This window comes from Streptomyces sp. NPDC031497 (genome assembly GCF_055580905.1).
Genome location: NZ_JBVIKO010000006.1, coordinates 328,145 through 352,474 on the forward strand (window position 1 = coordinate 328,145; position 24,330 = coordinate 352,474).

Consider the following 24,330-nt stretch of genomic DNA (forward strand, 5'->3'; position numbering starts at 1 on the left):
TTGGCGCAACTTGTATGGTCACGGATCCCAGACAGCTGGACAAACGCTGTTCTCCGGTCACAGAGGCGTGGTTACAGTGCTGAGGTAGTCACGCAATGAAGTCGTCCCGGCTCATTGGAGTAACACCGGTGGGCCGCCGGGGTGTGAAGAGCGGGGAGCTGCGCGTGCCAACTGCCATTGCCGTGACCAGCGCCGACATGGCGCTGCCGGTGCAGGACGAGCGGACCATGCCCGCGGTCGTGCTCCGGGACCTGGACCGGCGGCCCCTCGACCAGACCCTCGCCGAGTTCGTGGCGCTCATCGAGCAGCACGGACACGTCATCGTCGTCTGCTCCGCGGCCGTACCCGAAGCCGTGACCCGGCGCCTGCACACCCTGCGCTCCCTGCTGGAGAGCGACCGGATCGCCCTGTTCCGTCCCGACCTGCCGCCACTCGGCATCGCCGTCCTGGCCCGGCAGTTGCGGCAGCTGGCCTCCTGCGACCTCAGCCCCGGCGTCCTCGCGTCGGCCGGCCGGCTGCTCACCCACTACATCCACTCCGGCGCGGTCCTCGGCTCGGTCGCCAAGCTCGACCGGGTCCCGGTCACCCTCAAGGCGCACGCCAAGTCCTGGATGCCCGGCACCCAGTTCGCCGTCGTCGCGCACCCCCAGCCGCAACTGGTCCGCGTCGGCCCGGAGGCGACCCTGACCGGACCCGAGTTCAGCACCTGGATGCTGGTCGCCAGGGGACAGCTGCAGTCCGAGTGGATCGGCGGCCTCGCCAAGTCCTGGGGCGCGTACGGGCTGCGCGAGACCCCGCTGCCGGCCGAGTCGTCCCAGTGGTGGGGGACCGGCCGGATGATCGAGTTCACCAGCTACCTCGCCGACCTGTCGGTCCTCTACCAACTGGTCACCTCGGTCCGGCAGACCAGCTGCCACTGGTGCGGCATCGACGTCATCGGCGACCGCTGTGTCTTCTGCTCCGCCACCCCGCCCGTCTACGACCCGCCGGCGCACCGCGCGCTGGAACAGCGGACGCCCGCCTGACCCGTACCACCCACCGCTCGGTTCCCCCACTTCCCCCGATGAGGTCGCACGGTCCATGAACTCCCGTCAGCGCCGCGGCGTGATACTCCTGATCCTGTCGGTGATCTGCGCGCTCGGCGCGTTCGCCGGCGTGCTCTCGGTCATCGACAACGCGAAGTCCGAGGTCGGCCCCAAGGTCACCGCGTACAAGGTCCGGTCGGACGTCAAGCCGTACACGACGCTGAGCGCCGGCCAGTTCCAGAAGGTCGAGATGCCCCAGCGGTGGCTGTCCGCCAACGCCGTCACCAGCCTCAGCGCGATCGAGGGAAAGATCGCGGTCACCACGCTGAAGAAGGGCTCGCTGCTCCAGACCGACATGATCGTCGACCAGCCCGCACTGAAGGCCGGCGAGCAGGAGGTCGCGATCATGATCGACGCGGCCACCGGAGTGGCCGGCAAGATCACCCCGGGCTCGCTGGTCAACGTCTACGCCACCTTCGAGGGCAAGCAGCAGAGCGACCCCGACCAGTCGAAGATCATCGTGACCAACGCCCGGGTCCTGGACGTCGGCGCCCAGCTCAGCTACGTGGACCCGGACAACCGGAACCAGCAGCCCAGCGACGCCGTCCCCATCACCTTCGCGCTGTCCACGCTCGACGCCCAGCGCCTCACCTACGCGGAGTCCTTCGCCCAGCGGGTCCGGCTCGCCCTGGTCGCGCCCGGCACGACCACCACCGTCCCGGACAAGGACCGCACCTACGAACTCGCGACGGACAAGTGAGAGGCGCCTCGCATGCCCATCAGGATCCTCCCCGCCGTCGGTGACGCGGACGCCGTCCGCTCCCTGGTCTCCCTGCTCAGCCAGCTCCCGGACAGCGAACCGCTGCCGCCCGTCGTCGACTCCACCCAACTCGTCGACACTCTTTCCCGGTTCGCCGCCGAGTCCGTCGACGAACTCCCCGAGGTCGTCGTCGTCCACGAACGCATCGGCCCGGTCCCGGCCCTGGAGCTGATCCGCGAGGTCGCCCTGCGCTTCCCGGCGGTCGGCGTCGTCCTCGTCACCACCGACACCAGCCCCGGCCTGTTCGCCGCCGCGATGGACTCCGGCGCCCGCGGCCTGGTCGGGCTCCCCATGAGCTACGAGGAGCTGGCCGGCCGCGTCCAGGCGGTCGCCCAGTGGTCCACGGGCGTACGGCGCCACCTCGGCCACGGCGCGGACGCGTTCGCCGGCGTCGGCGGGACCGTCGTCACCGTCAGCGGCGCCAAGGGCGGCACCGGCGCGACCCTGGTGGCGATCCAGATCGCCCTCGCCGCACAGGCATCCGGCCACTCCACCGCCCTGGTCGACCTCGACCTCCAGACCGGGGACGTCGCCTCCTATCTGGACGTCCAGTTCCGCCGCTCGGTCGCCGACCTGGCCGCGGTGGGCGACATCTCCCCCCGGGTCATGGCCGAGGCCGTCTTCCGCCACGACTCCGGGCTCGCCCTGCTCCTCGCACCCGCCGAGGGCGAACGCGGCGAGGAGGTCACCGACCGGGCCGCCCGCCAGATCCTCAGCGCCCTGCGCTCCCGCTACGAGATCGTGGTCGTCGACTGCGGTGCCCAGCTCGGCGGGGCGGGCGCGGCGGCCATCGAGACCGCCGACCTGGCGCTCCTGGTGACCACGCCCGACGTGGTCGCCGTACGCGCCGCCAAGCGCACGGTGCGGATGTGGGACCGGCTGCAGATCCGCAAGGCCGAGGAGACCACGGTGGTCGTCAACCGGCACACCAGGGCCACGGAGATCCAGCCGGCGCTGATCCAGCGGATCACCGGCACCGCCCTGGCGGGGACACCGGTCCCCGCCAACTTCAAGGAACTCCAGGGCGTGGTGGACGCCGGGCGGATCCACGAACTGGACGCCCGCAGCACGGTGAAGCAGGCGCTGTGGGCGCTGGCCGGGGAGCTGGGGCTGGTGCGGACTGCGGAGGGAACGGTGCCGCGCCGGGCGCGGGGCGCGGAGCGGCCGGCGGTGGGTTTCCGGCGGCGGAGGGAGCTGCCATGAAAGGCCGTCGGCCGGGTGCGGGTGCGTGGGGGCTGAGCGCGCCCACGCGGCGGAGCCGCATATGTCACAGCCCCGCGCCCCTTGGGCGCGCTTCAGCGAAGCGCGTCTTCGAAGCGTCCCGCAAGGCAGCGCCCCGTAGGGGCGCGGGGCTGCATCGGATATGCGGCTACCGCCGCGTGGGTGCGACCATTCCCCACCGACCCGCACCCGACCGCGGTCAAGTCACTGTCGAACTCCTCGGCATGACCCCGGTCATCATCCTCACCCTCGTGCTCATGTGGCAGGCCGTTCTCGCCGGATACGCCTTCACCCTCGCCGGAAACGCCGCCGACGAAGGCGCCCGGGCGGCCACGGCCGTCCCCCCGGGGGAACGGCAGGGCGCCTGCGAGCAGGCCGCGCTGAAGGATCTCTCCAGCGCCTGGCGGGAGGGCGCCACCGTGGCGTGCGGCGGCACCGGCATGGTCACCGCGGACGTCTCCCTGCACGTCCCGGTCCTCTTCCCTGGCCTGATCGACTTCCCCGTCACGGTGCCTGGCCACGCCGGCACGGTGGAGGAGGTGAAGCAATGACGCGTCGTACCGAGCGCGACCGCGGCCAGGTCGCCGTCGAGTACCTCGGCTTCATCCCGGTCCTGCTCATCGTCGGGCTGGCCGGCATCCAGCTCGGCGCCGTCGCCTACGCCGCCGAGCAGGCCGGGACGGCGGCCCGGGCGGGGGCCCGGGCCGCCTCGCTGCACGAAGACGTGACCGCGGCCTGCGCCGCCGCGGTCAGCGGCGGGATCGAAGTGAGCTGCGCCTCCTCCGGCGGCGGCGACTCGGTCACCGTGACCGCCACGGTCCACATCCCGAAGATCGTCTGGGAGCTGGGCAACGCCACCAAGGCCGCCACGATGCCCGTCGACCACTGAACGAGGAGCACGGCAACATGAGCCTGCGGGCACGTATCAACTCCCCCGAGGAGCACGGCAGCCGGGGTGAGGACGGCCATCTGGTCTCCTCCTACCGGGCCAAGCTCCTGGAGGAGATCGACCTGGCGGAGATGAGCGCGCTGGCCGCCGCCGAGCGCCGGGCGCGCCTGGAACGCGTCCTCGGCCACATCATCAGCCGCGAGGGCCCGGTCCTGTCGACCGCCGAACGCTCCCAGCTGATCCGCCGGGTGGTCGACGAGGCACTGGGCCTCGGCATCCTGGAGCCGCTGCTCGAGGACGCGTCGATCACGGAAATCATGGTGAACGGCCCCGACGCGATCTTCGTCGAGCGCGGCGGCCGGGTCGAGCAGCTGCCGCTGCGGTTCGCGTCCGCGGACCAGCTGATGCAGACCATCGAGCGGATCGTGTCGACGGTCAACCGCCGGGTGGACGAGTCGAATCCGATGGTCGACGCCCGGCTCCCCTCCGGCGAACGCGTCAACGTGATCATCCCGCCGCTCTCCCTGACCGGCCCCATCCTCACCATCCGCCGCTTCCCGCGCTCCTTCACCCTCCAGGAGCTGATCGGCTTCGGCTCGCTCGACGAGCACATGGTGTTCCTGCTGGCCGGCCTGGTGCAGGCGAAGTTCAACATCATCGTCTCCGGCGCCACCGGCACCGGGAAGACCACCCTGCTGAACGCCCTCTCCGGGCTCATCCCGGCCCACGAACGCATCATCACCATCGAGGACTCCGCCGAACTCCAGCTCCAGCAGTCGCACGTGGTCCGCCTGGAGTCGCGCCCGGCGAACGTCGAGGGCAAGGGCCAGGTCAGCATCCGCGACCTGGTCCGCAACTCGCTGCGGATGCGCCCCGACCGGATCGTGGTCGGCGAGGTCCGCGGCGGCGAGTCCCTGGACATGCTCCAGGCCATGTCCACCGGCCATGACGGCTCGCTCGCGACCGTCCACGCCAACAGCGCCGAGGACGCCCTGACCCGGCTCCAGACCCTGGCCTCCATGTCGGACGTCGAAGTCCCCTTCGTCGCCCTGCACGACCAGATCAACAGCGCGGTCGAGGTCATCGTCCAGCTGACCCGGTTCGCGGACGGCGCCCGGAGGATCACCGAGATCGCGGTGCTGGACAGCCACGGCAGCGAGCCGTACCGGCTGGCGACGGTCGCCCGCTTCGACGCCCGGCCCATGACCCACGACGGCCATGTCCACGGCGCCTTCCAGTACTTCCCGCTCCCGCGCCGCACCGCCGACCGCCTCTACCTGGCGAGCCAGCCCATCCCGCAGGCCTTCGGCGTGGCCCAGCACTTCGACCAGCTCACCACCCGAGAAGCGAGGTAGGCCATGACCCTCCATGACCTCGTCACCCTCACCACCGGCGTCACCCTGCTGGCCTGCCTGCTGGCCGTGGTGGGCCTGCACACCTACGCCTCCGGCAGGGCCCAGCGCGCCGCCCTGGTGGACCGCCTCTCCTACACCGGCCAGGCCCCGCTCACCGGCCGCCGGCGCCGCTTCCGCAACCTGGACCGCCGGCTGCGCGGCACGGCGATCGGCCGCCGCCTCGAACTCCGCCTGGCGGCGACGGGCCTGGACGTGACGCCCGGCGAGTTCTTCGCCTACATGCTCGCCGTCGTCGTCGCCCTCTGGCTCATCGGCCAGGCCGCCCTGGCCCCCTTCTTCGGGCCGATCGCCGGCCTCCTCGGGGTCTTCGCCGCCGTGCAGTTCCTCAACTGGCAACGCCAGAAACGCATCGAGCGGTTCATCGCCCAACTCCCGGAACTCGCCCGCATCCTGGCCAACGCCACCCACGCCGGCCTCGCCCTGCGCACCGCGATCGGCATGGCGGCGGAGGAGCTGGAGGCCCCGGCCGGCGAGGAACTCGCCAAGGTGGCCGACCAGCTGGCGATCGGCCACTCCATGGACGACGCACTCGGCGAACTGACCGCGCGGCTCCCGTCCCGGGAGCTGGTCGTCCTGGTCACGACCCTGGTCCTGTCCAACAGAGCGGGCGGGCAGGTCGTCTCCGCGCTGCGCAACCTCACCGAGACCCTGGAGGAGCGCAAGGAGACCCGCCGCGAGGTCCGCACCCAGCTCTCCCAGGTGACGATGACGTCGTACGCCGTCCCGGTGCTCGGCATCGGCGCCCTGTTCCTGATGAACGGGGTCAAGGGCGACACGCTGGACCGCATGACGGGCACCGCCCTCGGCCAGGCCGCGGTCCTCATCGCGTTCGGCCTCTACGTCATCGGCTTCGTCCTCATCCGCCGCCTCAGCCGCATCGACGTATAGGGGGTTGTGACCATGCCACTGCTCCTGGCCCTCCTGATGGCCCTCGCCGTCTACGGCGCCTTCGCGGGCATCCGCATGTACCGCGCGGACGCGAAACTCCCCTCCGACCTGGCGATCGCCCTGGAGGTCGGCGCGACCCGCACCGGCGCCGCCAACTCCCTCATCGACCGCATGGGCATGCGCTACGCCCCCGCCGTCCTCCGCCTGATGGGCCCGCGCCTGGTCGCCAAGTACCGCCGCAGGATCGACCTGGCGGGCAACCCCGGCGGCCTGACGATCGACCGCTACGCGGCCCGCCGGGCGGTCTACGGCGCACTGGGCACCGTCGGCTTCCTGGTCTTCCTCCTCCGCGGCCAGTGGCTGATGGCCGTGCTGCTCCTGCTCTTCGGCGCGTTCTGGACGGAGGTCGGCATCTGGTCGGCGATCCGCATCCGCAAGGACGTCATCGAACGCACCCTGCCCGACTTCCTGGACGTCCTGGCGGTGGTGGTGAGCGCCGGCCTCGGCTTCCGTCAGGCCCTGGACCGGGTCGCCTCGCACTACGAGGGCCCCTGGGCGGACGAACTCCGCATCACCCTGCGCCAACTGGACCTGGGCATGAGCCGCCGCCAGGCGTTCGCGGAACTCCGCCGGCGCAACGACTCCGAACAGGTGGCGATGTTCGTCACGGCGCTCCAGCAGGGCGAGGAACTGGGCGCACCGATCGTCGACACCCTGGTCGCCCTGGCCAAGGACATGCGCCGCACGGACGCCCAGAACGCCCGCCGCAAGGCGGCCCGAGCGGTCCCGAAGGCCACGCTGATGATCACCACGTTCATGGTCCCGGCCACGATGCTCCTGCTGGCCGCCGGCCTGCTGCTGGGCTCCGGGGTCGACTTCGGGTCGGTCACGGGGAAGTAGCCGAGGGAGGGCGGGTGAGGGCGATGGCGACACGGAAGGACGACGGGAAGGTCGAGATCCGGGCCCTGCAGGCGATGGGCCGCCAGGTCTTCGGCTTCCGCCTGGCGATGATCGCCGTGGCGGCCCCCGCGGCCCTCCTCAACGCCACCCCCGGCCTGGGCACCCGCCTGGTCGGCTCGGCGGTGGTCGTCACCTTCATGATCTCGTACGTCCTCTTCCGCGACTGGCAGCGCTTCGGCCCGCTCCTGCTGCGCCACCCCACCCTGCTGGCCGCCGACACCCTCTTCGGCTCCTTCCTGCTGGTCTCGGCCGGCCCCGACACGACCCTCGCGTACGTCAGCGTCTGCACCCCGCTCCTCGCCGGCCTCCTCTACAGCTGGCGCGGAGCAGCGGTCTTCGCGTCCCTCCAGTCGCTGATCCTCCTGGCCGTGGAGGAGACGCTGGACCACCACACCGGCGTGGCGGACTCCCTCCTCCTGCCCGGCCTGTGCGTGATCACCGGCGCGATGGGTTCCACCCTGCGCACCCTGATGCTCCGCTTCGGCACCGCCACCGAGGCCCTGACCGAGACCCGCGCCCGCCTCGCCGCGACGGAGGCGGTGAGCGCGGAACGCGCCCGGCTGGCCCGCGAGATGCACGACTCGGTGACCAAGACGCTGTACGGCGTCGCACTGATCGCCGACGGCCTCGCGGAGTCGGCGTCCGCGTCCCCGGACCGCCTGGACCCGACGCTGATCAGACAGCAGGCGGAACTGGTCGCGAACGCGGCCCGCAGGGCGGCGGGGGAGGCCCGCGAACTCCTGACGGACCTGCGCGCCAGGACGGACGGCGAGGCGTCGGACGTACGCTCCGAACTGGAGTCGCTGACCAGTGACTTCACGGCCCGTACGGCGCTGACCGCGACCTACGAGGGCCCCGCCACGCCGGTCCCGCTGCCCCACGCCACGGCTCGCCAGCTGCTGGGCATCACGGCGGAGGCCCTGGAGAACGCCCACCGCCACGCACGGGCGACGAGGGTCGACGTACGGGCCGAGACGACCCCCGACCACCGTCTGATCGTCACGATCCACGACGACGGACGCGGCCTGCCCCCGGACACCACCGTCGAGGACCTGCACCGAACCGGCCACTTCGGCCTGCTCGGCATGACAGAACGGGCCGCGTCGATGGGCGCGCGCCTCCGGCTGACCGCCGACCAGGGCACCGAGGTCCGGGTGGAGGTGCCACTGACATGACGGAGATGACGGAGACGACGGAGACGACGGAGACGAGAGGAGGCCCCCAGATGTCGCAACACCCCTTCCCGGAGGGCGAAGAGCCCCCGCCCCCGCCCCTGCGCGTCCTGGTGGCCGACGACAACCCGGTGATCCGCGCGGGCCTGACGGCGGTCCTCTCCGCGCCGGACGACCTCACGGTGGTGGCGGAGGCCGACGACGGCCGCGCGGCCTACGAGGCGGCCCTGCGCCTCCGTCCCGACGTCATCCTCCTCGACGTCCGCATGCCCGGGGTCGACGGCATGGCCGCGCTGCCGCACCTGGTGCGCCTGGCCCCGGTCATGATGCTGACGTACAGCGACGAGACGGAGATCGTGCAGGAGGCCGTACGCCTGGGCGCGGGGGGCTACCTGGTCCACGGCGAGTTCACGACGGCACAGCTGACGCAGGCGGTACGGGACGTGGGCGGCGGCCGGCCGCACTTCACACCGACCGCCACGAACGCGTTGCTGGCCCATATCAGAGGCCATGCAACTGCACACGTGAAATCCGAACTACGCGCCCTCCCAACACATTTTCCACCCAAAGGGCTTTCGCAACTGCAATCCACTGTGGGACAGTCGTCGAAGTCCCGGTTTCAACTGAGCGGCAGGGAGGCGGAGATCATGGACCTCATCGCGTCCGGCATGACCAACCAGCAGATCGCCGCCGTCTGTTTCATCAGCGAGAAGACGGTCAAGAACCACATCAACCGCATCTTCGCCAAGCTCCACACCACCACCCGCGCCCAGGCGACGGCCAAGTGGCTGGGGGTGTCATGAGGATGAACAGGGTGAACTGGGTCCGGATTTGGGTCCTGGGACCCTCCGCGGATGGGTATGTTCCGCCGTACGGTGCGAGGATCGGAACCGAACCGGGAGGGGAGCACCATGAGCGACCGGATGCTGAGGATGCTTGTCGCGCTGCAGCGCCGCGCCGACGACCGGGGGCAGACCGCGGTCGAGTATCTGGGGATCATCGCGGTGGTGGTGGCGATCGTGCTGGCGGTCACGGGTACCAGCATCGGCCAGACGATCCTCACCAAGATCACTGCGCAAATCAACAAGATCGTGTGATGCGTCTCCGCCGTTACGGCGACTCAGGGCAGGCCTTCCCCATCTACATCACGGTAGCGGGGGGCCTGCTCTTTCTCGCGTTCGCGTACCTCGCGGTCGGCCAGGCCGCGGTGAACCGGAACGGTGCCCAGACGGCCGCCGACGCGGCGGCGCTCGCCGAGGCCATGAACACGCGTAAAGAGCTCGCGGACCAGTGGGTGCAGGACGTAAGCGACCCGACCAAGTGGCTGGACATCTTCGAGGGCAGGGTGAACGTCCCACCTTCGTGCTGGCCCGCCCAGCAACTGGCGGCCCAGAACTACGCGGAGGCACAGTGCCTGCCCGGACCTCCGCTGAGCTTCAAGGTCAGGGCCAAGACGAACAAGACCGTGGGCGACTCCGTCGTGCCCGGCACCGAGAGTCTGAAGTCGACGGCGTACGCCACGGCCGTGATCAAGTCGCTCTGCACGTTCCCGCCTGCCGGTGACGACGGCGGCCTGCCCGAACTCACCTGCGAGGGCGGCCGGAAGTGGAAGCTGGACCCGACCGATCCGACCAGTCTGCCGGGCCCCGAAGACCTCTTCGACGTCTACCTGGCCGACTGACAAGCGAATCGACGAGCGAAGAAGGAGGCGGGAACGATGAGCATGCGGTTCACTGCGAAGGCCCGCAGGGGGGCGGTCGCGTTGATGGTCGCGACGGGCCTTGCGGTGGGGGTCGCCGGCTGCGGCGGCGGAGGCGACGACAAGGCGGACAAGCCCCAGGCGTCGGCCTCCGCGTCCAAGAGCGGCGGATCGAACCCGAGTGCTCAGGAGGGCGAGTCCCAGGCGCCGATCGCCGAACTCAGGGGGACGGACGGTCTGCTCCTTCAGGTCACGTCCGCTCAGCGGGACTCGGGCGGGTTCGTCACGGTGAACGGCACCCTCAAGAACGACGGTGCCGAATCCGTCGTCATCCCCGCTCAGGTCAGCGGTGACGAAACAGAGATCACCAGGCACGGCTTCTCCTTCGGCGGGGCCACCCTGGTCGACTCCAAGGGCAAGAAGCGCTATTACGTCCTACGCGACACGGACGGCCGGCCGCTCACCAGCATCGGCATCACCAACGTCGACGCCGGCCAGACCGTCCCCGTCTTCATGCAGTTCCCCGCCCCACCCGCCGACACCACCGAGGTCACCCTCCAACTCCCCACCTTCGCCAGCGGCACGATCCAGATCTCCGGGTGAGGCCGACGTGACCACACCACGCCTCCCGCTGACCCTGGGCGCCGCCACGCTCCTGCTGGTCACGAATCTCCACGGCGCGACGGCCGCCCGTGCCGACGGCGGCGACCCGAGCGTCCCCCCGGGCACCGAGCCCTCCGCCAGCGCGCCCGTGAAGATCGACCCGACGGACCCCGACCTCAAGCTCCCCGAAGGCGCCACCCTCGCCGATCCCAAGGTGCTGGACATCAAGTCGGTCGTCGAGGACCAGAGCGGTGACGAGCGCCGTACGGACACCAACACGGACGTGACGTTCGCCCTCCAGGCCGAGGTGCTGTTCAGCAAGGACAGCTCCAAGCTGAGCGCGGCGGCGAAGGCGCGGATCGATGCGATCGCGGAGGAGATCAGGAAGCAGAACGCCACCCAGGTGCGCGTCTTCGGCTTCACGGACAACCTGGGCTCCTCGGCCCACGGAGACGTCCTCTCCCGCCAGCGCGCCAACGCCGTACAGGGCGTCCTGGACCAGGACCTGAACGACCCGAACATCACCTTCGACGTCCGCGGCTACGGCGAGCAGTACCCGATCGCCGACAACTCCACGGAGGAGGGCCGCAAGAAGAACCGTCGCGTGGAGGTGACGTTCCCGAGAACAGGGGGCTGAGCGACGTCGGTGCCCCTGCGGCCGGGCGCGGTCACAGTTCCTGGAGCGCGTCCGACGAGATGTCGACGTGCTGCGGGCTCTCGAAGACCAGGTTCCCGTCGATCAGCTCGGTGTGCGGCGGGAGGTCGGGCAACGTGAACAGGTCGTCCACGGTGTATCCGTCCCGGGGCGGCACCGGCCAGCGGCCGCCGGGCACGGCGTTCGGCTCGGCGAGGGGCTCGGCGGTCATGATTCCTCCCATGGGCGGGATTCTCGGCCTGCCTGTCACCGTAACCGGCGGAATCGACGCCTGCCATCACGATGAGTGACGGGCGAGGTGCAGGCGTGAACCCGGGCCTGCTGGATAGGGTGGTCCGCGCCGAGTGGGCGGCTACTCCGCCTCGACGCTCACCCGTGCCCCCACCTCCACACCCCACCCCGCCATGGTCCCGGCCTCCGCCTCCAGCACATGCCGGGACCGCAGACGTGGCAGACCGAGGCGCCCCGGCGGCATGGTGCGTACGGCGATGACGGTCAGACGCCGGTCCAGGTACGCGACGTCGATCGACATCCGCATCCGGAACGTGTGGATGCTGTTGGCAGGGGAGAGCAGAATCGCGCCGTCGAGCCCATCACGCCCCAACAGGCCCTTCGAGCGGGCGCGATAGGACGTGGCGATCTCCAGCGGGACGATGACCGGTTCCTCGCTGCCATGGATGACCAACGTTCCTCGCCCGTCCCGCCAGCGCCTCATGGCCTGCCTCTCGCTCGTCCCCCAGCGGTTCCCCGAAGCGACCGTATCCGCAACACGGACGAGTGATGCTTGCGGCAGTGCTCAAGTGCGCCACATGGACCGGAATTTCGCCTCAGAACAGGTATACCGGCTCGCTCAGTCGTCCCCAGCCCGCCAGGTCCGCACCCAGTGGCGCCCACGTCCCGTGGATATCGTCGTCAGGATCAAGAGACCTCTGGCCCCACCTGGAGTCCGCAAGTGCATCGCCCTGCCCGGCTCCTTCACCGTAACGAGGCATCCGCATGGCTGAGCGGCTGAAGATCGACGGTACGGAACTCGACATGTTCTTCAAGGACTTGAAGAAAGCACAGGAGTCGTTCACCGCCCTGCAGAAGGTATTGCACACCCCGGGCGTCAACGGCCTGGGCACGGACGATCTGGACAAGGCCTGTGACCGGTTCCAGGAGGACTGGCACTACGGGGCAAAGGAGATCGCCGGGCAGATCGGAGAGCTCACGGACCTCACGAAGAAGGCCAAGGACGACTTTCACGAGGTGGACGTGGCCCTGGAGAAGGCGTTGGAAAAGGCGAGGCGGAAGAGCGGGAACAAGTGACGGTCACGAATCCCTACCCGCATCTCGGCTTCAACCCCGCTCCCGGCAGCACGGATCTGGTGCACGACATCCACCGCAGGCTGTCCGGCTGCGCGAAGGAGATGGAGAAGGCGCACTCCAAGGTCACCAAGCTCATGAACGGCAGCTACTGGGAGGGCGACGCGGCCGTCGCGTTCCGCGAGCAGCTGGAGGGCGGCCCGCTGCCGCTCAACCTGAAGAACGGCGCCCACTCCGTCGACAAGGCCGCGGAGCAGCTGGAGCTGTGGGCCGGGGAGTTGGAGGAGTTCCAGCGGCGCGCGAAGAAACTCGACGGTGAGGCCAAGGACGCCCGCGAGGCGCTGCGGCGTGCTCAGGGTCACGCGGACGAGGCGCAGAAGACCTCGGAGACTTCGGGCGCGGGCAAGGCTCAGGGGGAGGCCGGCTCGAACAGCGGGGTCACGGCGGCGCAGGACGACCTGGACGCCGTACTGAGGCGGGCCCGATCCCTCGCGAGTGAACACGAGGAGACCGCCCGCAAGCGGGCCCGGCGCATCGGCGACGCCACGCACAAACTGGCGCCGCACGAGCCGAACGCGTGGGACAAGTTCACGGACTGGCTGGATGACAACCTCCCGGACATTCTCAGCGCGTGCGCTGCCGTGCTGGGCGTGATCGCGCTGCTGGGCCTCACGGCCATCGCCCCGTGGATGCTGTTCCTGGCGGCCGGACTGCTCAGCGGACTGGCCTTCAGCCTGCGCGTCAGCGACCCCGAGATCCTGGCGTCCTTGGAGGACGGCTTCACGAAGGGCGAGCTGGATGTCGACTTCTGGGGCAATCTGCTGGGGGTCGCGGGGGACTTTCTGGGGATGCTGCCGGGGCTCGGGGTGGTGGCCAAAGGCAGTTACCTCGGGCTTCGCACAGTGGGCGAGTCCGGGGAACTGCTGTCGCTGGTGGGAGAGGGCGAAGAGGTACTGACACTCGGGCAGAAGCTGGCGCGGGCCGGCACCAATGTCGGAACTTCACTCAAGGCCGTCGGGACCACGATCAGGTCAGAGGCCTGCGCAGCCGGCGGGGCCGCGAGCCTGCTGGCCCATCCAAGGGTGTTCGGTGGCCGGCTGGCGCCGATCGTGGAGAAGATCGACAAGCCGGCGACGATCTTGGGCGCCGGAACGGCTGTCTACGGTGTGACGAGCAGCTTTGTCGACACCTTGGACGACGACGCGGCCAAGACGGTCGGCAACCTCCTCGACGGACCCAGAACTCTGGGCGTCGACGTTCCGGCGACCGTGGGCGCCCTCCACTTCCTGCTGCGCGGCGCTGGTGAAGCGTCATGAGAAGTGCTCCCTCTTACGTGATCGATGACTCGGCGCGGAGCGAGGACGCCGACATCTGGTTCGCGTTGCCCCCGGGATTCGTTCCGCTGCCTCTCCAGGAACTGGCTGCGGCCGGGCGCGAACGGGAGCAGACGGCGGGTCGCTTCGCCGGCCTCGATCCGGTGCTCCGGCTGGCAGCGCTGCTCCTGGAAGCCGGAACGGTGCACTGTTGCCTGGGTCTGCACGCCGATGACGAGGGGGATGGCGGTCCGCTGATGTCCTTCTTCATGCTTGCCTGGCGGCGCGCCGACTGGGCCCCACGCAGTGTCCTCGCGGCCCGCGCCGCCGCCGGAGCGGAGCGGCCAGAGCACATCGAGATTCTGGACCTGCCGTGCGGCCCGGCCTCGCTTGTCCAAACGCGCTTGATCGCGCCATCGGAACTGGGCCTCGGCGCCCCGTCCGAACTACTCCAGATCACGGTCTACGTGCCATGCCCGGACGGTGAGCGCATCGCGCTTCTTTCGCTGGCCGCGACGACTGTCGAGCGGGCGCGGCACTACCGTGCACTGCTCACGGACATCGCAGGTACGGTCAGTTTCGAGAACCCGCTTTCGGAAGTATCCGACGATGTATCCGACAAGGACTGACATGCCCGCCATGCGCCATCCCACGGCCTGGGACGACCCGGCGACCCGCCGTGCCTGGACGAAGCTGCTGATCTCCGCCGCCTTCGGCCAGCTGCTGTGGCCCGCGGTCTGGCTGGGGCTGCTGGCGTGGTACGTGTCCATGTCGATCACTTGGACGTTGTGGCTCTTCTTCGTCCCGATGGCCTACGCGTTCTACCGAACGTTCCTCCAATGGGCCTACTGGCGGGGGGCCTTTCGTACCCGGCGTCTTCTGCGGCAGTACCCCTGGCACGTGTACGAGGCCCCGGAGAGCGGGATCGGTAACCTCCCTGGTGTGGGCAATGGCTATGCCTGGCTGAGGTTCCCCAACCCCGAAGTGCCGGATCAGCAGGTGACGATGGTGATGCACTCGCATGTGCGCTCCATCTGGTGGGGCGGACGCCTCGGGAAGCGCGCCAAGGACGAGCGGAAGGCGCAGGTACGGGAGATCTGGTTCGCCGGTGACCCCCGTTTCGCCGCGGTGATCGCTGTCTCGGGCCCACGCCGCCTCTACGTGATCCATCAGCGTCCGAGCTACAACCCGGGGATCCCCGTGGACGGCCACGGAGCCGGATCCCAGGCCCTCGCACTTGCCCGGCGTGCCGGGGTCCGGGTGCCGGACCCTGATTCGGTCGGCTCCTGACCGTCATCTGCCTCGGCAGCGTGGCAAATCAGTTGTGACGGCCCCCGGCCCCGGGTAGGACATCCCCCATGACCGCACTAGGCGCCGTATTCCGCCCCCAGCTGCCCCCCGAGCGACTCCGTGCCGTGGTTCGGCTTGCGGATGAGGTCGGGTTGGAGGAGTTGTGGCTGTGGGAGGACTGTTTCCGGGAGGGCGGGATCTCCACCGCCGCCGCTGCCCTCGCCTGGTCGGAGCAGGTGCGGGTCGGTGTCGGGCTGTTGCCCGTGCCGTTGCGGAACGTCGCCATCACCGCGATGGAGGCCGCCGCGCTGCACCGGATGTTCCCGGGGCGCGCGATCCTCGGCGTCGGCCACGGCGTGCAGGACTGGATGGGCCAGGTCGGCGCCCGTGCCGAGTCCCCGCTGACCCTGCTGCGCGAGCATCTCGGCGCCCTGCGCGCGCTGTTGCGCGGGGAGCGGCTCACCGTCGACGGGCGGTACGTCCGGCTCGACGACGTCGCGCTCGACTGGCCGCCCACCGAGCCCGTCCGGATCCTCGCCGGAGCCGAAGGCCCCCGCACGCTCCACCTCAGCGGCGAGGCCGCCGACGGGACGATCCTCACCGCGGCCACCCCGCCCGACGGCGTCCGCCGGGCCCGGCGGCTCATCGAGGAGGGGCGGGCGGCCGCCGGGCGGGGCGCTGACGAGCCGCACCAGGTCGTCGTCTATCTCCTCACCGCCACCGGGGCCGACGCGGCCGCCCGGCTCCGGGCCGAACTCGCCGCCGAGGGCCTGGGGTCGGTCCCCGACCTCGGTGTCGCCGGAGACGCCGGTGCCGTCGCCAAAGCGGTGCGGCGGCTCACGGAGGCTGGCGCGGACACCGTCATCCTCCAGCCGACGGGGGACGAACCCGACCCCGAGGGCTTCGTACGGTTCACCGCCGAGGAGGTCCGGCCACTGGTGCCGTGAGCCGTGACCCGTAGGCCCTGAGCCGTGAGCCGTGAGCCGTCGGTGCGGTGTTTGCGGATGCCGGGCGGTCCGGTCAGTCGGTGTCCGTGGGCGCCTTCCGCCGGTGGTCGCCCGCCGCCCCGTCGACCAGCTCCCGCAGGATGTCGATGTGCCCGGCGTGCCGGGCGGTCTCCTCGATCATGTGGACCAGCACCCAGCGCAGCGAGACCGCCTGGTCCCACCAGTCCGGCCGGCCCAGCGTGTCCAGGGGCCGCGCCGTGATCATCGCGTCGGACGCGGCGCGCGCACGGCCGTAGAAGTCGATGATCTGCTGGGTCGTCTCGCCGGGGCCGACCGACAGGTCCTCGTCCGCGTACGGGTCGAACCACAGGGGCTCGATCTCGCCGCCGAAGCTCGACACGAACCAGCCGTACTCCACGGACGCCAGGTGCTTCACCAGCCCCAGCAGGTTCGTCCCGGACGGGGTCATAGGGCGGCGCAGCTGTTCGTCGTCGAGACCCTCCAGCTTCCACAGCACCGCGTCCCGGTGCCGGTCCAGGCTCGCGTGCAGGATGTCCTTCTCACCAGCGGTGTACGTGTCGTCAGTCGTCATGGTGGGCGAAAATAGCAGCGGGCACTGACAACCCGTTGGAATCATGCGGGCCATGCCAGAGCACTCGCATCGCATCTTCGAGTCCTTCGAGGACCTCGTCGCCGAGGGGGCCGCCGCGCCGACGGAGGGCTGGGACTTCTCCTGGTTCGAGGGCCGGGCCACCGAGGCGCGCCCCTCCTGGGGCTATGCCCTCGCCGCCGGCGGACGGCTGGCCCGCGCCACCGCCGTCCTCGACATCCAGACCGGCGGCGGCGAGGCACTCGACTTCGCCCTCGACACGGCGGAGCAGGAGCGTTCCGTCCAAACGATCCCTGGCCCCACCCCTACCCTCACCCCCGCCCGCGCGTCGCGGATGGTCGTCGCCACCGAGGGCTGGCCGCCGAACGTTCGCAAGGCGAGCGACCTGCTGGGTGCGCGCGGTGTCGTGGTCGTCGCCTCGCCCGACGACGCCCCGCTGCCGTTCGCCGACGCGACCTTCGACCTGGTCCTCAGCCGGCACCCGGTGCGGCCCCACTGGTCCGAGATCGCGCGCGTGCTGCGCCCCGGCGGCACCTACTTCGCCCAGCACGTCGGACCCGCCAGCGCCTTCGAACTGGTGGAGTACTTCCTCGGGCCGCAGCCCGAGGCGGTCCGGAGCGGGCGCCACCCCGACCGGGAGCGCGCCGGGGCGGAGGCGGCCGGGCTGGAGGTCGTGGACCTGCGGGCCGAACGGCTGCGGATGGAGTTCTACGACATCGCCGCCGTCGTGCACTTCCTGCGGAAGGTCGTATGGATGGTCCCCGGCTTCACGGTCCGGGAGTACGAGCCCCGACTCCGGGCCCTGCACCGGCGGATCGAGGCGGAGGGACCCTTCGTGGCGCACAGCACCCGGCATCTCTTCGATGCCCGCAAGCCGGGGCGCCGGGCGTGATCCACCGCCCTTGGAATGCCAGGTGCCGAAGAATGGCCAAGAACTGCCGTTCGAGCCTCCGGACGTCCAGGCGGTACCGGGCGGACCTCAGTGATCATCATGTTCTATGTCGTGACACTCCAGGCCCAATAGGGTCAAGCCGCATCTTGGTTCATGGATCTACGCATAAGTGAACATCCAGCCTCTCTGTTCACCTCTCATTTCCACAGAGTTTTCACATCGTTACCTCCAGCGCCCTGTATCAACCTGCTGGCTCACGTAAGTTCAGACCAAGGTAATTCGCGCGAGCAAAGCTGCGCGGGCGGCACCGCGCGGTGGAGGGGGCTGCGCGGTGCCGTAATGCCCCACTGGCTCCCGTCAAGCCGTCGTTCGCAGCCGGGGTAGCCCATCGGGGGGACGGGTGAACGACTTGCCGAGGCGTCCCCGAGACGGCCCAAACCCTCTTGATCTCCCCGAATGTGACCAGTTTTCCTGGGATTCCGCCGTGAATCGGCCATGCGAGGCCCTTGAATCCAGCGTTCCAGGCCCATCGGGGCGTTGTCGGGCGACTCCGGAGAGTAGTTGTGGCACGCCGATGCACGCAGCATCACTTACAAAGGGTTATGGTGGAAACCCCCCCTCGGGCCGGTCCGTCTCCCCCCCACGGACCGGCCCGTTTTTTTGCCCGCGGACCGGCCCATTGCTCCACCCACGGCCGCCCAGCTTCCGTCGACGCCCGCACCCCCCGGCTTTCACCCACGGCCGCCCCCCGGTTTCCGCCCACGGCCGCCCCCCCCGGCTTCCCTGCCCCCCGACCACCCCCGGCTTCGGCCCGCCCCCCCGCCTCCGCCCACGCCCGCCCCCTTTTTTCACCGACTTTTCAAGCGCCCTCACTCCCGGCGTCCCGAAGGGCCCCGGGGTGCCGTGCGACCAGCCCCGACGCACCCGCACTCGCCGGGCCGCACAGGCCCCCCAGCCCCCTTGGGCGCCGTGCCCACCGCGCCCCCCTCGACTCCCGGAGGGGTAGGCTTCGGCCCGCGGAACCCCGCAGCGAGACACGAGGGGTGGACTCAAGTGAACCTGCGCGACAAGCTGCGCGGCCTGCTCGTCAGGCTCTACGCACGCCGGGTGGAAGGTCACCTGGACCACGCTCAGGTGCCCAAGCACATCGGCGTCATCATGGACGGCAACCGCCGCTGGGCGAAGGCCGCCGGATCCAGCACCGTGCACGGCCACCGGGCCGGCGCCGAGAAGATCGAGGAGTTCCTCGGCTGGTGCTCCGAGACCGATGTCGAGGTCGTCACCCTCTGGCTGCTGTCCACGGACAACTTCGACCGCGCCAAGGAGGAACTGGTCCCCCTCCTCGGCATCATCGAGGACGTCGTCCGCACCCTCGCCGCCGACGGCCGCTGGCGCGTCCACCACGTCGGCACCCCCGACCTCCTGCCCTCCCCGATGCAGACCGCGCTCAAGGAGGCCGAGGAGGCCACCGCGCACGTCGAGGGAATACTGGTGAACGTCGCCATCGGCTACGGCGGCCGCCAGGAGATCGCCGACGCCGTCCGCTCGATGATTCTGGACGCCAACGACAAGGGCGTCGCGATGGAGGACCTCGCCGACTCCGTCACCGTCGACATGATCGGCCGTCACCTCTACACCGGCGCCCAGCCCGACCCGGACCTGGTGATCCGCACCAGCGGTGAGCAGCGGCTGTCCGGATTCATGCTCTGGCAGACCGCGCACGCCGAGTACTACTTCTGCGAGGTCTTCTGGCCCGCGTTCCGCAAGGTCGACTTCCTGCGCGCCCTGCGTGACTACGCGGCCCGCCACCGCCGCTACGGCGGGTGACGTGATCGTGACGGTGGACGCGAACACGGCATACGTCCCCCGTCACCGTCGCCACGCTGGATAACCCCCTCGCTACGGTGGATGACCCCACCGCACCCGTGAGGCGTAAATCACCCATTTCAGGGCGCCAGTAACACGGAGTTCACCTGCGCGTCGTTGCAGACCGTGGCATGGCGGCGCATGTTCGAGGGCATAAGGCAAGCAGGTCGATGCCCGAACCACGGGCATCGGATCTCAGCGGGCGACTCGGGGTCGTCCGCCCGGGAGGCCCTTTGCACCAGCCCGACCGTGCGGTCACGGCACGGAAGAAGCAGCGGGGGGCCGGTTTTCGGCCCGTGCAGGGTGGCCGTCAACCGGTCCAGCTCCTCTTCGTCGCTCCCCGACCTCATCCGAGGGGGTACGTCCTTCCGTGGTGACCAGCACAACGCGCCGCAAGTCCGACCGGCGCACCTATGTTCTCGACACCAGCGTCCTGCTGGCCGACCCGAACGCCATGGCCCGCTTCGACGAGCACGAGGTCGTGCTCCCGATCGTCGTGGTCACGGAACTGGAGGCCAAACGGCACCATCCCGAACTCGGCTACTTCGCCCGGCAGGCCCTGCGCCTGCTCGACGACTACCGGGTCCGGCACGGCCGTCTGGACGCCCCCATCCCGATCGGGGACCTCGGCGGCACGATCCGTGTCGAGCTCAATCACTCGGACCCCAGCGTCCTGCCCAGCGGCTACCGCCTGGGGGACAACGACTCCCGCATCCTCGCGGTCGCCCGCAACCTGCAGGCCGAGGGGTATGACGTCACCGTCGTCTCGAAGGACCTCCCGCTCAGGATCAAGGCGTCGTCGGTCGGCCTCCTCGCCGAGGAGTACCGCGCCGAACTCGCCATCACGGGCGCCTCCGGCTGGACCGGAATGTCCGAACTGACGCTCTCCGGCGAGCAGGTGGACCTCCTCTTCGAGGAAGGGCACGTGTACGTCCCGGAGGCCTCCGACCTCCCTGTGCACACTGGCCTGACCATCCAGTCCGAGCGCGGCAAGGCACTCGGACGGGTGACGGCCGAGGGCAACGTCCGTGTGGTACGCGGCGATCGGGAGGCGTTCGGCATCAAGGGCCGCAGCGCCGAACAGCGCATCGCGCTCGATCTGCTGCTCGACCCGGACGTCGGGATCGTGTCGATGGGCGGCCGGGCCGGCACCGGCAAGTCGGCGCTGGCGCTGTGCGCGGGTCTGGAGGCGGTCCTGGAGCGCCGCCAGCACAAGAAGGTGATGGTCTTCCGTCCGCTGTACGCGGTCGGCGGCCAGGAGCTGGGCTATCTGCCCGGCTCCGAGTCGGAGAAGATGAGCCCCTGGGCGCAGGCGGTCTTCGACACCCTCTCGGCGGTCACCAGCCGCGAGGTCATCGAGGAGGTCACCGCGCGCGGGATGCTGGAGGTGCTGCCGCTCACCCACATCCGCGGCCGCTCCCTGCACGACGCGTTCGTGATCGTCGACGAGGCCCAGTCGCTGGAACGGAACGTCCTGTTGACCGTTCTGTCCCGGATCGGCGCGAATTCACGGGTGGTTCTGACCCACGACGTGGCGCAGCGGGACAACCTCCGGGTCGGCCGTTACGACGGTGTGGTCGCCGTGGTGGAGAAGCTGAAGGGTCACCCGCTCTTCGCGCATGTCACCCTCACCCGGTCCGAGAGGTCCCAGATTGCCGCGCTTGTGACCGAAATGCTGGAGGACGGACACATCTGATCCATCTGATCCCTGTGTCCAACTTGGGCTGATTACCCATCCGTTGGCGCCGTCCGGCAAAGGCGTTGAGCCTAGCCGGGCGGCGCCTTCGTGCGTGCGGCTTTCCTGAAATCCCCTGGGGGAAACGGGATGTGAGCTTTCACACGCAACTCGGAATTGCCACCCGGCGTCGGGTTACGGCAGAGTCTCACTCCTGTCAGGCCCCGCATACGACACACCTGTACCCCCAGCGGTACGGCAACACAGAAGCATCACAGCTAATTCCATAGCGACGTCGTATGCCGCCCGAGCACCACACGGCGTTCCCCGCTGGGGAGTCGTCCATCGGGCCCGCGCCTCCCGTGACCCCGCAGTTGGGAGGCCAGCGTCAGGGGAACGATTGCGTCCGCCAGGGTCACCGAAGCGGACGATGCTGGAAGGAAACCGTGTGAGCCGGATTTCGGTCCGGGGATTCGCAGTGGCCTCGGCCACCGCGGTCACCGCCGTCGGAAGCGTTGTCGGTGTTGCCTCGGGCAGCGTCGCGCAGCCCAACGACGCTGAGGCGACGGCAGCCGACACCACGCTGCTCGCGGACATCCCCGCGGGTCAGCAGGCAACGGTGCAGACCGCGTCCCTGACGCAGCAGGCCGACGCCGTGGCCATCCAGGCCGACGCGACCGCCAAGAAGGACGCCGAGCAGGCGGCCCGAGTGGCGGCCGCCAAGACCGCGACCGCCAAGAAGGCCGAGGCCGAGCAGGCGGCGAAGGAAGCGAAGGAGCGCGCCGAGGCGAAGAAGGCGGCCAGCCGTTCCTCTGTCACCTTCGCGGTCCAGAGCTCGTACACCGTGGCGCAGATCCAGGCGATGGCGCAGCAGATGGTGGCCAGCGGCCAGTACCAGTGCTTCAGCAACATCGTGAGCCACGAGTCCGGCTGGAACTACCAGGCCGTCAACGCCTCCTCCGGTGCCTACGGTCTCTTCCAGGCCCTGCCCGGCTCCAAGATGTCCTCCGTGGGCGCCGACTGGCAGACCAACCCGGCCACCCAGATCAAGTGGGGCCTCAACTACATGAACTCCCGGTACGGCAGCCCCTGTGAGGCCTGGTCGTTCTGGCAGGCGAACAGCTGGTACTAGAGGCCGCTCGGCTTCTCTCAACCTTCGACAGCCCCTCCCCGTCCTAGGGGGAGGGGCTGTCGCCCTGTACGGTCAAACCGAACGACTCCCGGGGGGAGTGGTGAGGAGCACCCGGAGACGCGGGGGAAGAGAGCGGATCATGTCGCGAGTGCCGGAGTGGCTCGGCAGGCTCGGCGCCGGACTGAGCGAGATGAGCGAGCGGTTGGACGAGCGCCGGGCGGAGGTGGAGCGCGAGCACACCGAACCGGAGCCGCCCGCACGGCCCGCACAGGCCCCCGCTCCCGAGCCCTCGCCGGCGGCCCCCGCCACCGCCGCCCCCAGGCCCGTCCGGAAGCCCGCACCGCGTCCCGACCCCGTGACGGCCATCCCCTGGGGCGTACGGGTCGCCGCCGAGGCCGGCTGGCGGCTGCTGGTGCTGGCCGGCACGCTCTGGATCCTGATGCGGGTCATCAGCGCCGTACAACTCGTGGTGTTCGCCTTCGTCATCGCGCTGCTCATCACCGCCCTGCTCCAGCCCGCGGTCGCCTGGCTGTGCCGCCGCGGCATGCCCCGCGGCCCGGCCACCGCGCTCACCGCCATCTCCGGCTTCGTGGTGATCGGCCTGATGGGCTGGTTCGTGACCTGGCAGGTCATGGAGAACATCGACACGCTCTCCGACCAGGTCCAGAACGGCATCGACGACCTGCGCAACTGGCTGCTGAAGAGCCCCTTCCACGTCACCGACAAACAGATCAACCAGATCGCCAAGAACCTCCGCGAGGCGATCGGCGCCAACACCGACCAGATCACCTCGTTCGGCCTGGAGGGCGTCCAGGTCGTCGTGGAGGCCCTGACCGGCATCCTGCTGGTCTTCTTCTCCACGCTCTTCCTGCTCTACGACGGTGCGCGCATCTGGCAGTGGTTCCTGAAGCTCGTGCCCGGCGCGGCCCGCGAGGGCGTGGCCGGCGCCGGCCCGCGCGCCTGGCGCACCCTCACCGCCTACGTCCGCGGCACGGTCCTGGTCGCCCTCATCGACGCCATCTTCATCGGCCTGGGCATCTACTTCCTGGACGTTCCCATGGCCGTCCCGCTCGCCGTCTTCATCTTCCTGTTCTCCTTCATCCCGCTGGTCGGCGCGGTCGCCTCGGGCGCCCTTGCAGTGGTGGTCGCGCTCGTCACCCAGGGCGTCTTCGCCGCGGTCATGACCCTGGTCGTCGTGCTGGCCGTCCAGCAGATCGAGGGTCACATCCTGCAGCCGTTCATCCTCGGCCGCGCGGTCCGCGTCCACCCGCTCGCGGTGGTCCTCACGGTCGCGGCCGGCGGCCTGGTGGCGGGCATCGGCGGCGCGGTGGTGGCCGTACCGCTGGTGGCGGTGACGAACACGGTGGTCAGCTATCTGCACCAGTACTCGAACGAGCGGTACGAGAGCGAAGAGCCGCCCGACCCAGCATCCGAGGCGATCGAGGACGAGGTCGTCCCGGCCGAAGCGGGGTCCGGGAACGCGGCGAACGCCGCCCACTGAGAGGTGAGCGGGGTCCACGGGCCGACGGCGCCTACTCGAACTCGGCCGGCACGGCTTCCGCTTCCGCGTCACACCCACCGCCTGAACCACCGAAGCGATCTTGAACGCCTCCTGGATCACCTCACGGTTCACCCCGGCCTTGCGCAGCACCTGCTCGTGCGAGTCCAGGCACATCCCGCAGCCGTTGATCGCGGACACCGCGAACGACCACAGCTCGAAGTCGACCTTGTCGACACCGGGGTTGCCGATGACGTTCATCCGCAGCCCCGCGCGCAGGGTGCCGTACTCGTGGTCGGAGAGCAGATGGCGGGTGCGGTAGAAGACGTTGTTCATCGCCATCACCGCGGCCGCGGACTTGGCGGCCCGGTAGGCCTCCGGCGACAGGTTCGCCTTCGCCTCGGGAGCCAGCTCGCGCAGGCGGGCCGAGGAATCAAGGGGGCGGGGCGAAGCCC

General features: G+C 69.9%; 26 protein-coding genes and 2 pseudogenes. 24 read left to right on the forward strand and 4 right to left on the reverse strand.

Translation table 11 applies throughout. The annotated features are described in order from the left end of the window. Positions 1-95 precede the first annotated feature (95 nt). The 14 genes from ACZ5K7_RS15305 to ACZ5K7_RS15370 all read left to right on the forward strand — a co-directional run bounded on the left by ACZ5K7_RS15305 (position 96) and on the right by ACZ5K7_RS15370 (position 11,329). Positions 96-1,025 carry a hypothetical protein gene (locus ACZ5K7_RS15305; RefSeq protein WP_351708540.1) on the forward strand — a complete coding sequence of 310 codons (930 nt, stop codon included), beginning with the start codon at positions 96-98 and terminating at the stop codon, positions 1,023-1,025. Between the two features lie 55 nt (positions 1,026-1,080). After that, complete coding sequence (gene cpaB, locus ACZ5K7_RS15310; protein WP_351708543.1) at positions 1,081-1,785, forward strand: Flp pilus assembly protein CpaB; 705 nt, start codon at positions 1,081-1,083, stop codon at positions 1,783-1,785. A gap of 12 nt (positions 1,786-1,797) precedes the next feature. Then, complete coding sequence (locus tag ACZ5K7_RS15315; protein ID WP_351708546.1) at positions 1,798-3,048, forward strand: CpaE/TadZ family protein; 1,251 nt, start codon at positions 1,798-1,800, stop codon at positions 3,046-3,048. A 242-nt stretch (positions 3,049-3,290) separates the two neighbouring features. Continuing rightward, complete coding sequence (locus ACZ5K7_RS15320; RefSeq protein ID WP_468913666.1) at positions 3,291-3,617, forward strand: pilus assembly protein; 327 nt, start codon at positions 3,291-3,293, stop codon at positions 3,615-3,617. Beyond that, positions 3,614-3,955 carry a TadE/TadG family type IV pilus assembly protein gene (locus ACZ5K7_RS15325; RefSeq protein WP_468913669.1) on the forward strand — a complete coding sequence of 114 codons (342 nt, stop codon included), beginning with the start codon at positions 3,614-3,616 and terminating at the stop codon, positions 3,953-3,955. The genes ACZ5K7_RS15320 and ACZ5K7_RS15325 overlap by 4 nt, the downstream gene beginning before the upstream one ends. 17 nt (positions 3,956-3,972) lie before the next feature. Next, positions 3,973-5,310 carry a CpaF family protein gene (locus ACZ5K7_RS15330; RefSeq protein ID WP_351708555.1) on the forward strand — a complete coding sequence of 446 codons (1,338 nt, stop codon included), beginning with the start codon at positions 3,973-3,975 and terminating at the stop codon, positions 5,308-5,310. 3 nt (positions 5,311-5,313) lie between these two features. After that, a complete protein-coding gene (locus ACZ5K7_RS15335; protein ID WP_468913672.1) occupies positions 5,314-6,258 on the forward strand; it encodes a type II secretion system F family protein in 945 nt (314 codons plus the stop codon). A 12-nt stretch (positions 6,259-6,270) separates the two neighbouring features. After that, positions 6,271-7,158, forward strand: coding sequence for a DUF5936 domain-containing protein (locus ACZ5K7_RS15340; RefSeq protein WP_468913675.1), 888 nt, complete (start codon positions 6,271-6,273; stop codon positions 7,156-7,158). A gap of 23 nt (positions 7,159-7,181) precedes the next feature. Further along, entirely contained in the window at positions 7,182-8,393 is a 1,212-nt protein-coding gene (locus ACZ5K7_RS15345; RefSeq protein ID WP_468913678.1) for a sensor histidine kinase, read from the forward strand. Positions 8,394-8,443: 50 nt separating this feature from the next. Beyond that, positions 8,444-9,193 (forward strand): response regulator, encoded by a 750-nt coding sequence (locus tag ACZ5K7_RS15350; RefSeq protein ID WP_468913681.1) that lies wholly within the window; start codon positions 8,444-8,446, stop codon positions 9,191-9,193. A 108-nt stretch (positions 9,194-9,301) separates the two neighbouring features. Continuing rightward, on the forward strand, positions 9,302-9,487 hold the full coding sequence (locus tag ACZ5K7_RS15355) for a hypothetical protein (protein ID WP_351318768.1): 186 nt from the start codon (positions 9,302-9,304) through the stop codon (positions 9,485-9,487). Next, positions 9,487-10,071: a pilus assembly protein TadG-related protein gene (locus ACZ5K7_RS15360; RefSeq protein WP_468913684.1), complete on the forward strand. Its 585-nt coding sequence runs from the start codon at positions 9,487-9,489 to the stop codon at positions 10,069-10,071. The genes ACZ5K7_RS15355 and ACZ5K7_RS15360 overlap by 1 nt, the downstream gene beginning before the upstream one ends. A 36-nt stretch (positions 10,072-10,107) precedes the next feature. Beyond that, positions 10,108-10,692, forward strand: coding sequence for a hypothetical protein (locus ACZ5K7_RS15365; RefSeq protein ID WP_351708573.1), 585 nt, complete (start codon positions 10,108-10,110; stop codon positions 10,690-10,692). Between the two features lie 7 nt (positions 10,693-10,699). Next, a complete protein-coding gene (locus tag ACZ5K7_RS15370) occupies positions 10,700-11,329 on the forward strand; it encodes an OmpA family protein (protein ID WP_468913687.1) in 630 nt (209 codons plus the stop codon). A gap of 70 nt (positions 11,330-11,399) precedes the next feature. On the opposite strand, the pseudogene ACZ5K7_RS15375 reads toward ACZ5K7_RS15370, so the two are convergent. Beyond that, positions 11,400-11,558: pseudogene (locus ACZ5K7_RS15375) on the reverse strand (Uma2 family endonuclease); the annotation flags it as partial. A 141-nt stretch (positions 11,559-11,699) separates the two neighbouring features. Continuing rightward, positions 11,700-12,062: a DUF192 domain-containing protein gene (locus ACZ5K7_RS15380; RefSeq protein ID WP_351708579.1), complete on the reverse strand. Its 363-nt coding sequence runs from the start codon at positions 12,060-12,062 to the stop codon at positions 11,700-11,702. A 281-nt stretch (positions 12,063-12,343) separates the two neighbouring features. Here ACZ5K7_RS15380 and ACZ5K7_RS15385 point away from each other — a divergent pair, with 281 nt between their 5' ends. The 5 genes from ACZ5K7_RS15385 (at position 12,344) to ACZ5K7_RS15405 (ending at position 16,202) form a co-directional block, all read left to right on the forward strand. Continuing rightward, positions 12,344-12,655 (forward strand): hypothetical protein, encoded by a 312-nt coding sequence (locus ACZ5K7_RS15385; protein ID WP_468913690.1) that lies wholly within the window; start codon positions 12,344-12,346, stop codon positions 12,653-12,655. Continuing rightward, positions 12,652-13,968 carry a hypothetical protein gene (locus ACZ5K7_RS15390; RefSeq protein ID WP_468913693.1) on the forward strand — a complete coding sequence of 439 codons (1,317 nt, stop codon included), beginning with the start codon at positions 12,652-12,654 and terminating at the stop codon, positions 13,966-13,968. The genes ACZ5K7_RS15385 and ACZ5K7_RS15390 overlap by 4 nt, the downstream gene beginning before the upstream one ends. A 17-nt stretch (positions 13,969-13,985) precedes the next feature. Next, positions 13,986-14,594, forward strand: coding sequence for a hypothetical protein (locus ACZ5K7_RS15395; protein ID WP_351708587.1), 609 nt, complete (start codon positions 13,986-13,988; stop codon positions 14,592-14,594). Between the two features lies 1 nt (position 14,595). Next, complete coding sequence (locus ACZ5K7_RS15400; RefSeq protein ID WP_468913696.1) at positions 14,596-15,255, forward strand: hypothetical protein; 660 nt, start codon at positions 14,596-14,598, stop codon at positions 15,253-15,255. A 68-nt stretch (positions 15,256-15,323) separates the two neighbouring features. Beyond that, the gene (locus ACZ5K7_RS15405) at positions 15,324-16,202 is read left to right on the forward strand and encodes an LLM class flavin-dependent oxidoreductase (RefSeq protein ID WP_468913698.1); all 879 of its coding nucleotides are present in this window, start codon (positions 15,324-15,326) and stop codon (positions 16,200-16,202) included. Positions 16,203-16,275: 73 nt separating this feature from the next. Here ACZ5K7_RS15405 and ACZ5K7_RS15410 read toward each other — a convergent pair whose 3' ends face one another. Beyond that, positions 16,276-16,794 carry a DinB family protein gene (locus ACZ5K7_RS15410; RefSeq protein ID WP_468913701.1) on the reverse strand — a complete coding sequence of 173 codons (519 nt, stop codon included), beginning with the start codon at positions 16,792-16,794 and terminating at the stop codon, positions 16,276-16,278. Positions 16,795-16,846: 52 nt separating this feature from the next. Here ACZ5K7_RS15410 and ACZ5K7_RS15415 point away from each other — a divergent pair, with 52 nt between their 5' ends. The 5 genes from ACZ5K7_RS15415 (at position 16,847) to ACZ5K7_RS15435 (ending at position 23,878) form a co-directional block, all read left to right on the forward strand. Further along, positions 16,847-17,704 carry a methyltransferase domain-containing protein gene (locus tag ACZ5K7_RS15415; protein ID WP_468913704.1) on the forward strand — a complete coding sequence of 286 codons (858 nt, stop codon included), beginning with the start codon at positions 16,847-16,849 and terminating at the stop codon, positions 17,702-17,704. 1,053 nt (positions 17,705-18,757) lie between these two features. Continuing rightward, positions 18,758-19,531, forward strand: coding sequence for an isoprenyl transferase (locus tag ACZ5K7_RS15420; protein ID WP_351708602.1), 774 nt, complete (start codon positions 18,758-18,760; stop codon positions 19,529-19,531). Positions 19,532-19,940: 409 nt separating this feature from the next. After that, complete coding sequence (locus ACZ5K7_RS15425) at positions 19,941-21,266, forward strand: PhoH family protein (RefSeq protein ID WP_351708605.1); 1,326 nt, start codon at positions 19,941-19,943, stop codon at positions 21,264-21,266. 409 nt (positions 21,267-21,675) lie between these two features. Next, complete coding sequence (locus tag ACZ5K7_RS15430; protein ID WP_450972169.1) at positions 21,676-22,377, forward strand: aggregation-promoting factor C-terminal-like domain-containing protein; 702 nt, start codon at positions 21,676-21,678, stop codon at positions 22,375-22,377. A gap of 139 nt (positions 22,378-22,516) precedes the next feature. Next, a complete protein-coding gene (locus tag ACZ5K7_RS15435; RefSeq protein WP_351708611.1) occupies positions 22,517-23,878 on the forward strand; it encodes an AI-2E family transporter in 1,362 nt (453 codons plus the stop codon). A 31-nt stretch (positions 23,879-23,909) separates the two neighbouring features. On the opposite strand, the pseudogene ahpD reads toward ACZ5K7_RS15435, so the two are convergent. After that, positions 23,910-24,295, reverse strand: a pseudogene (gene ahpD / locus ACZ5K7_RS15440) (alkylhydroperoxidase, AhpD family); the annotation flags it as partial. Positions 24,296-24,330 lie beyond the last annotated feature (35 nt).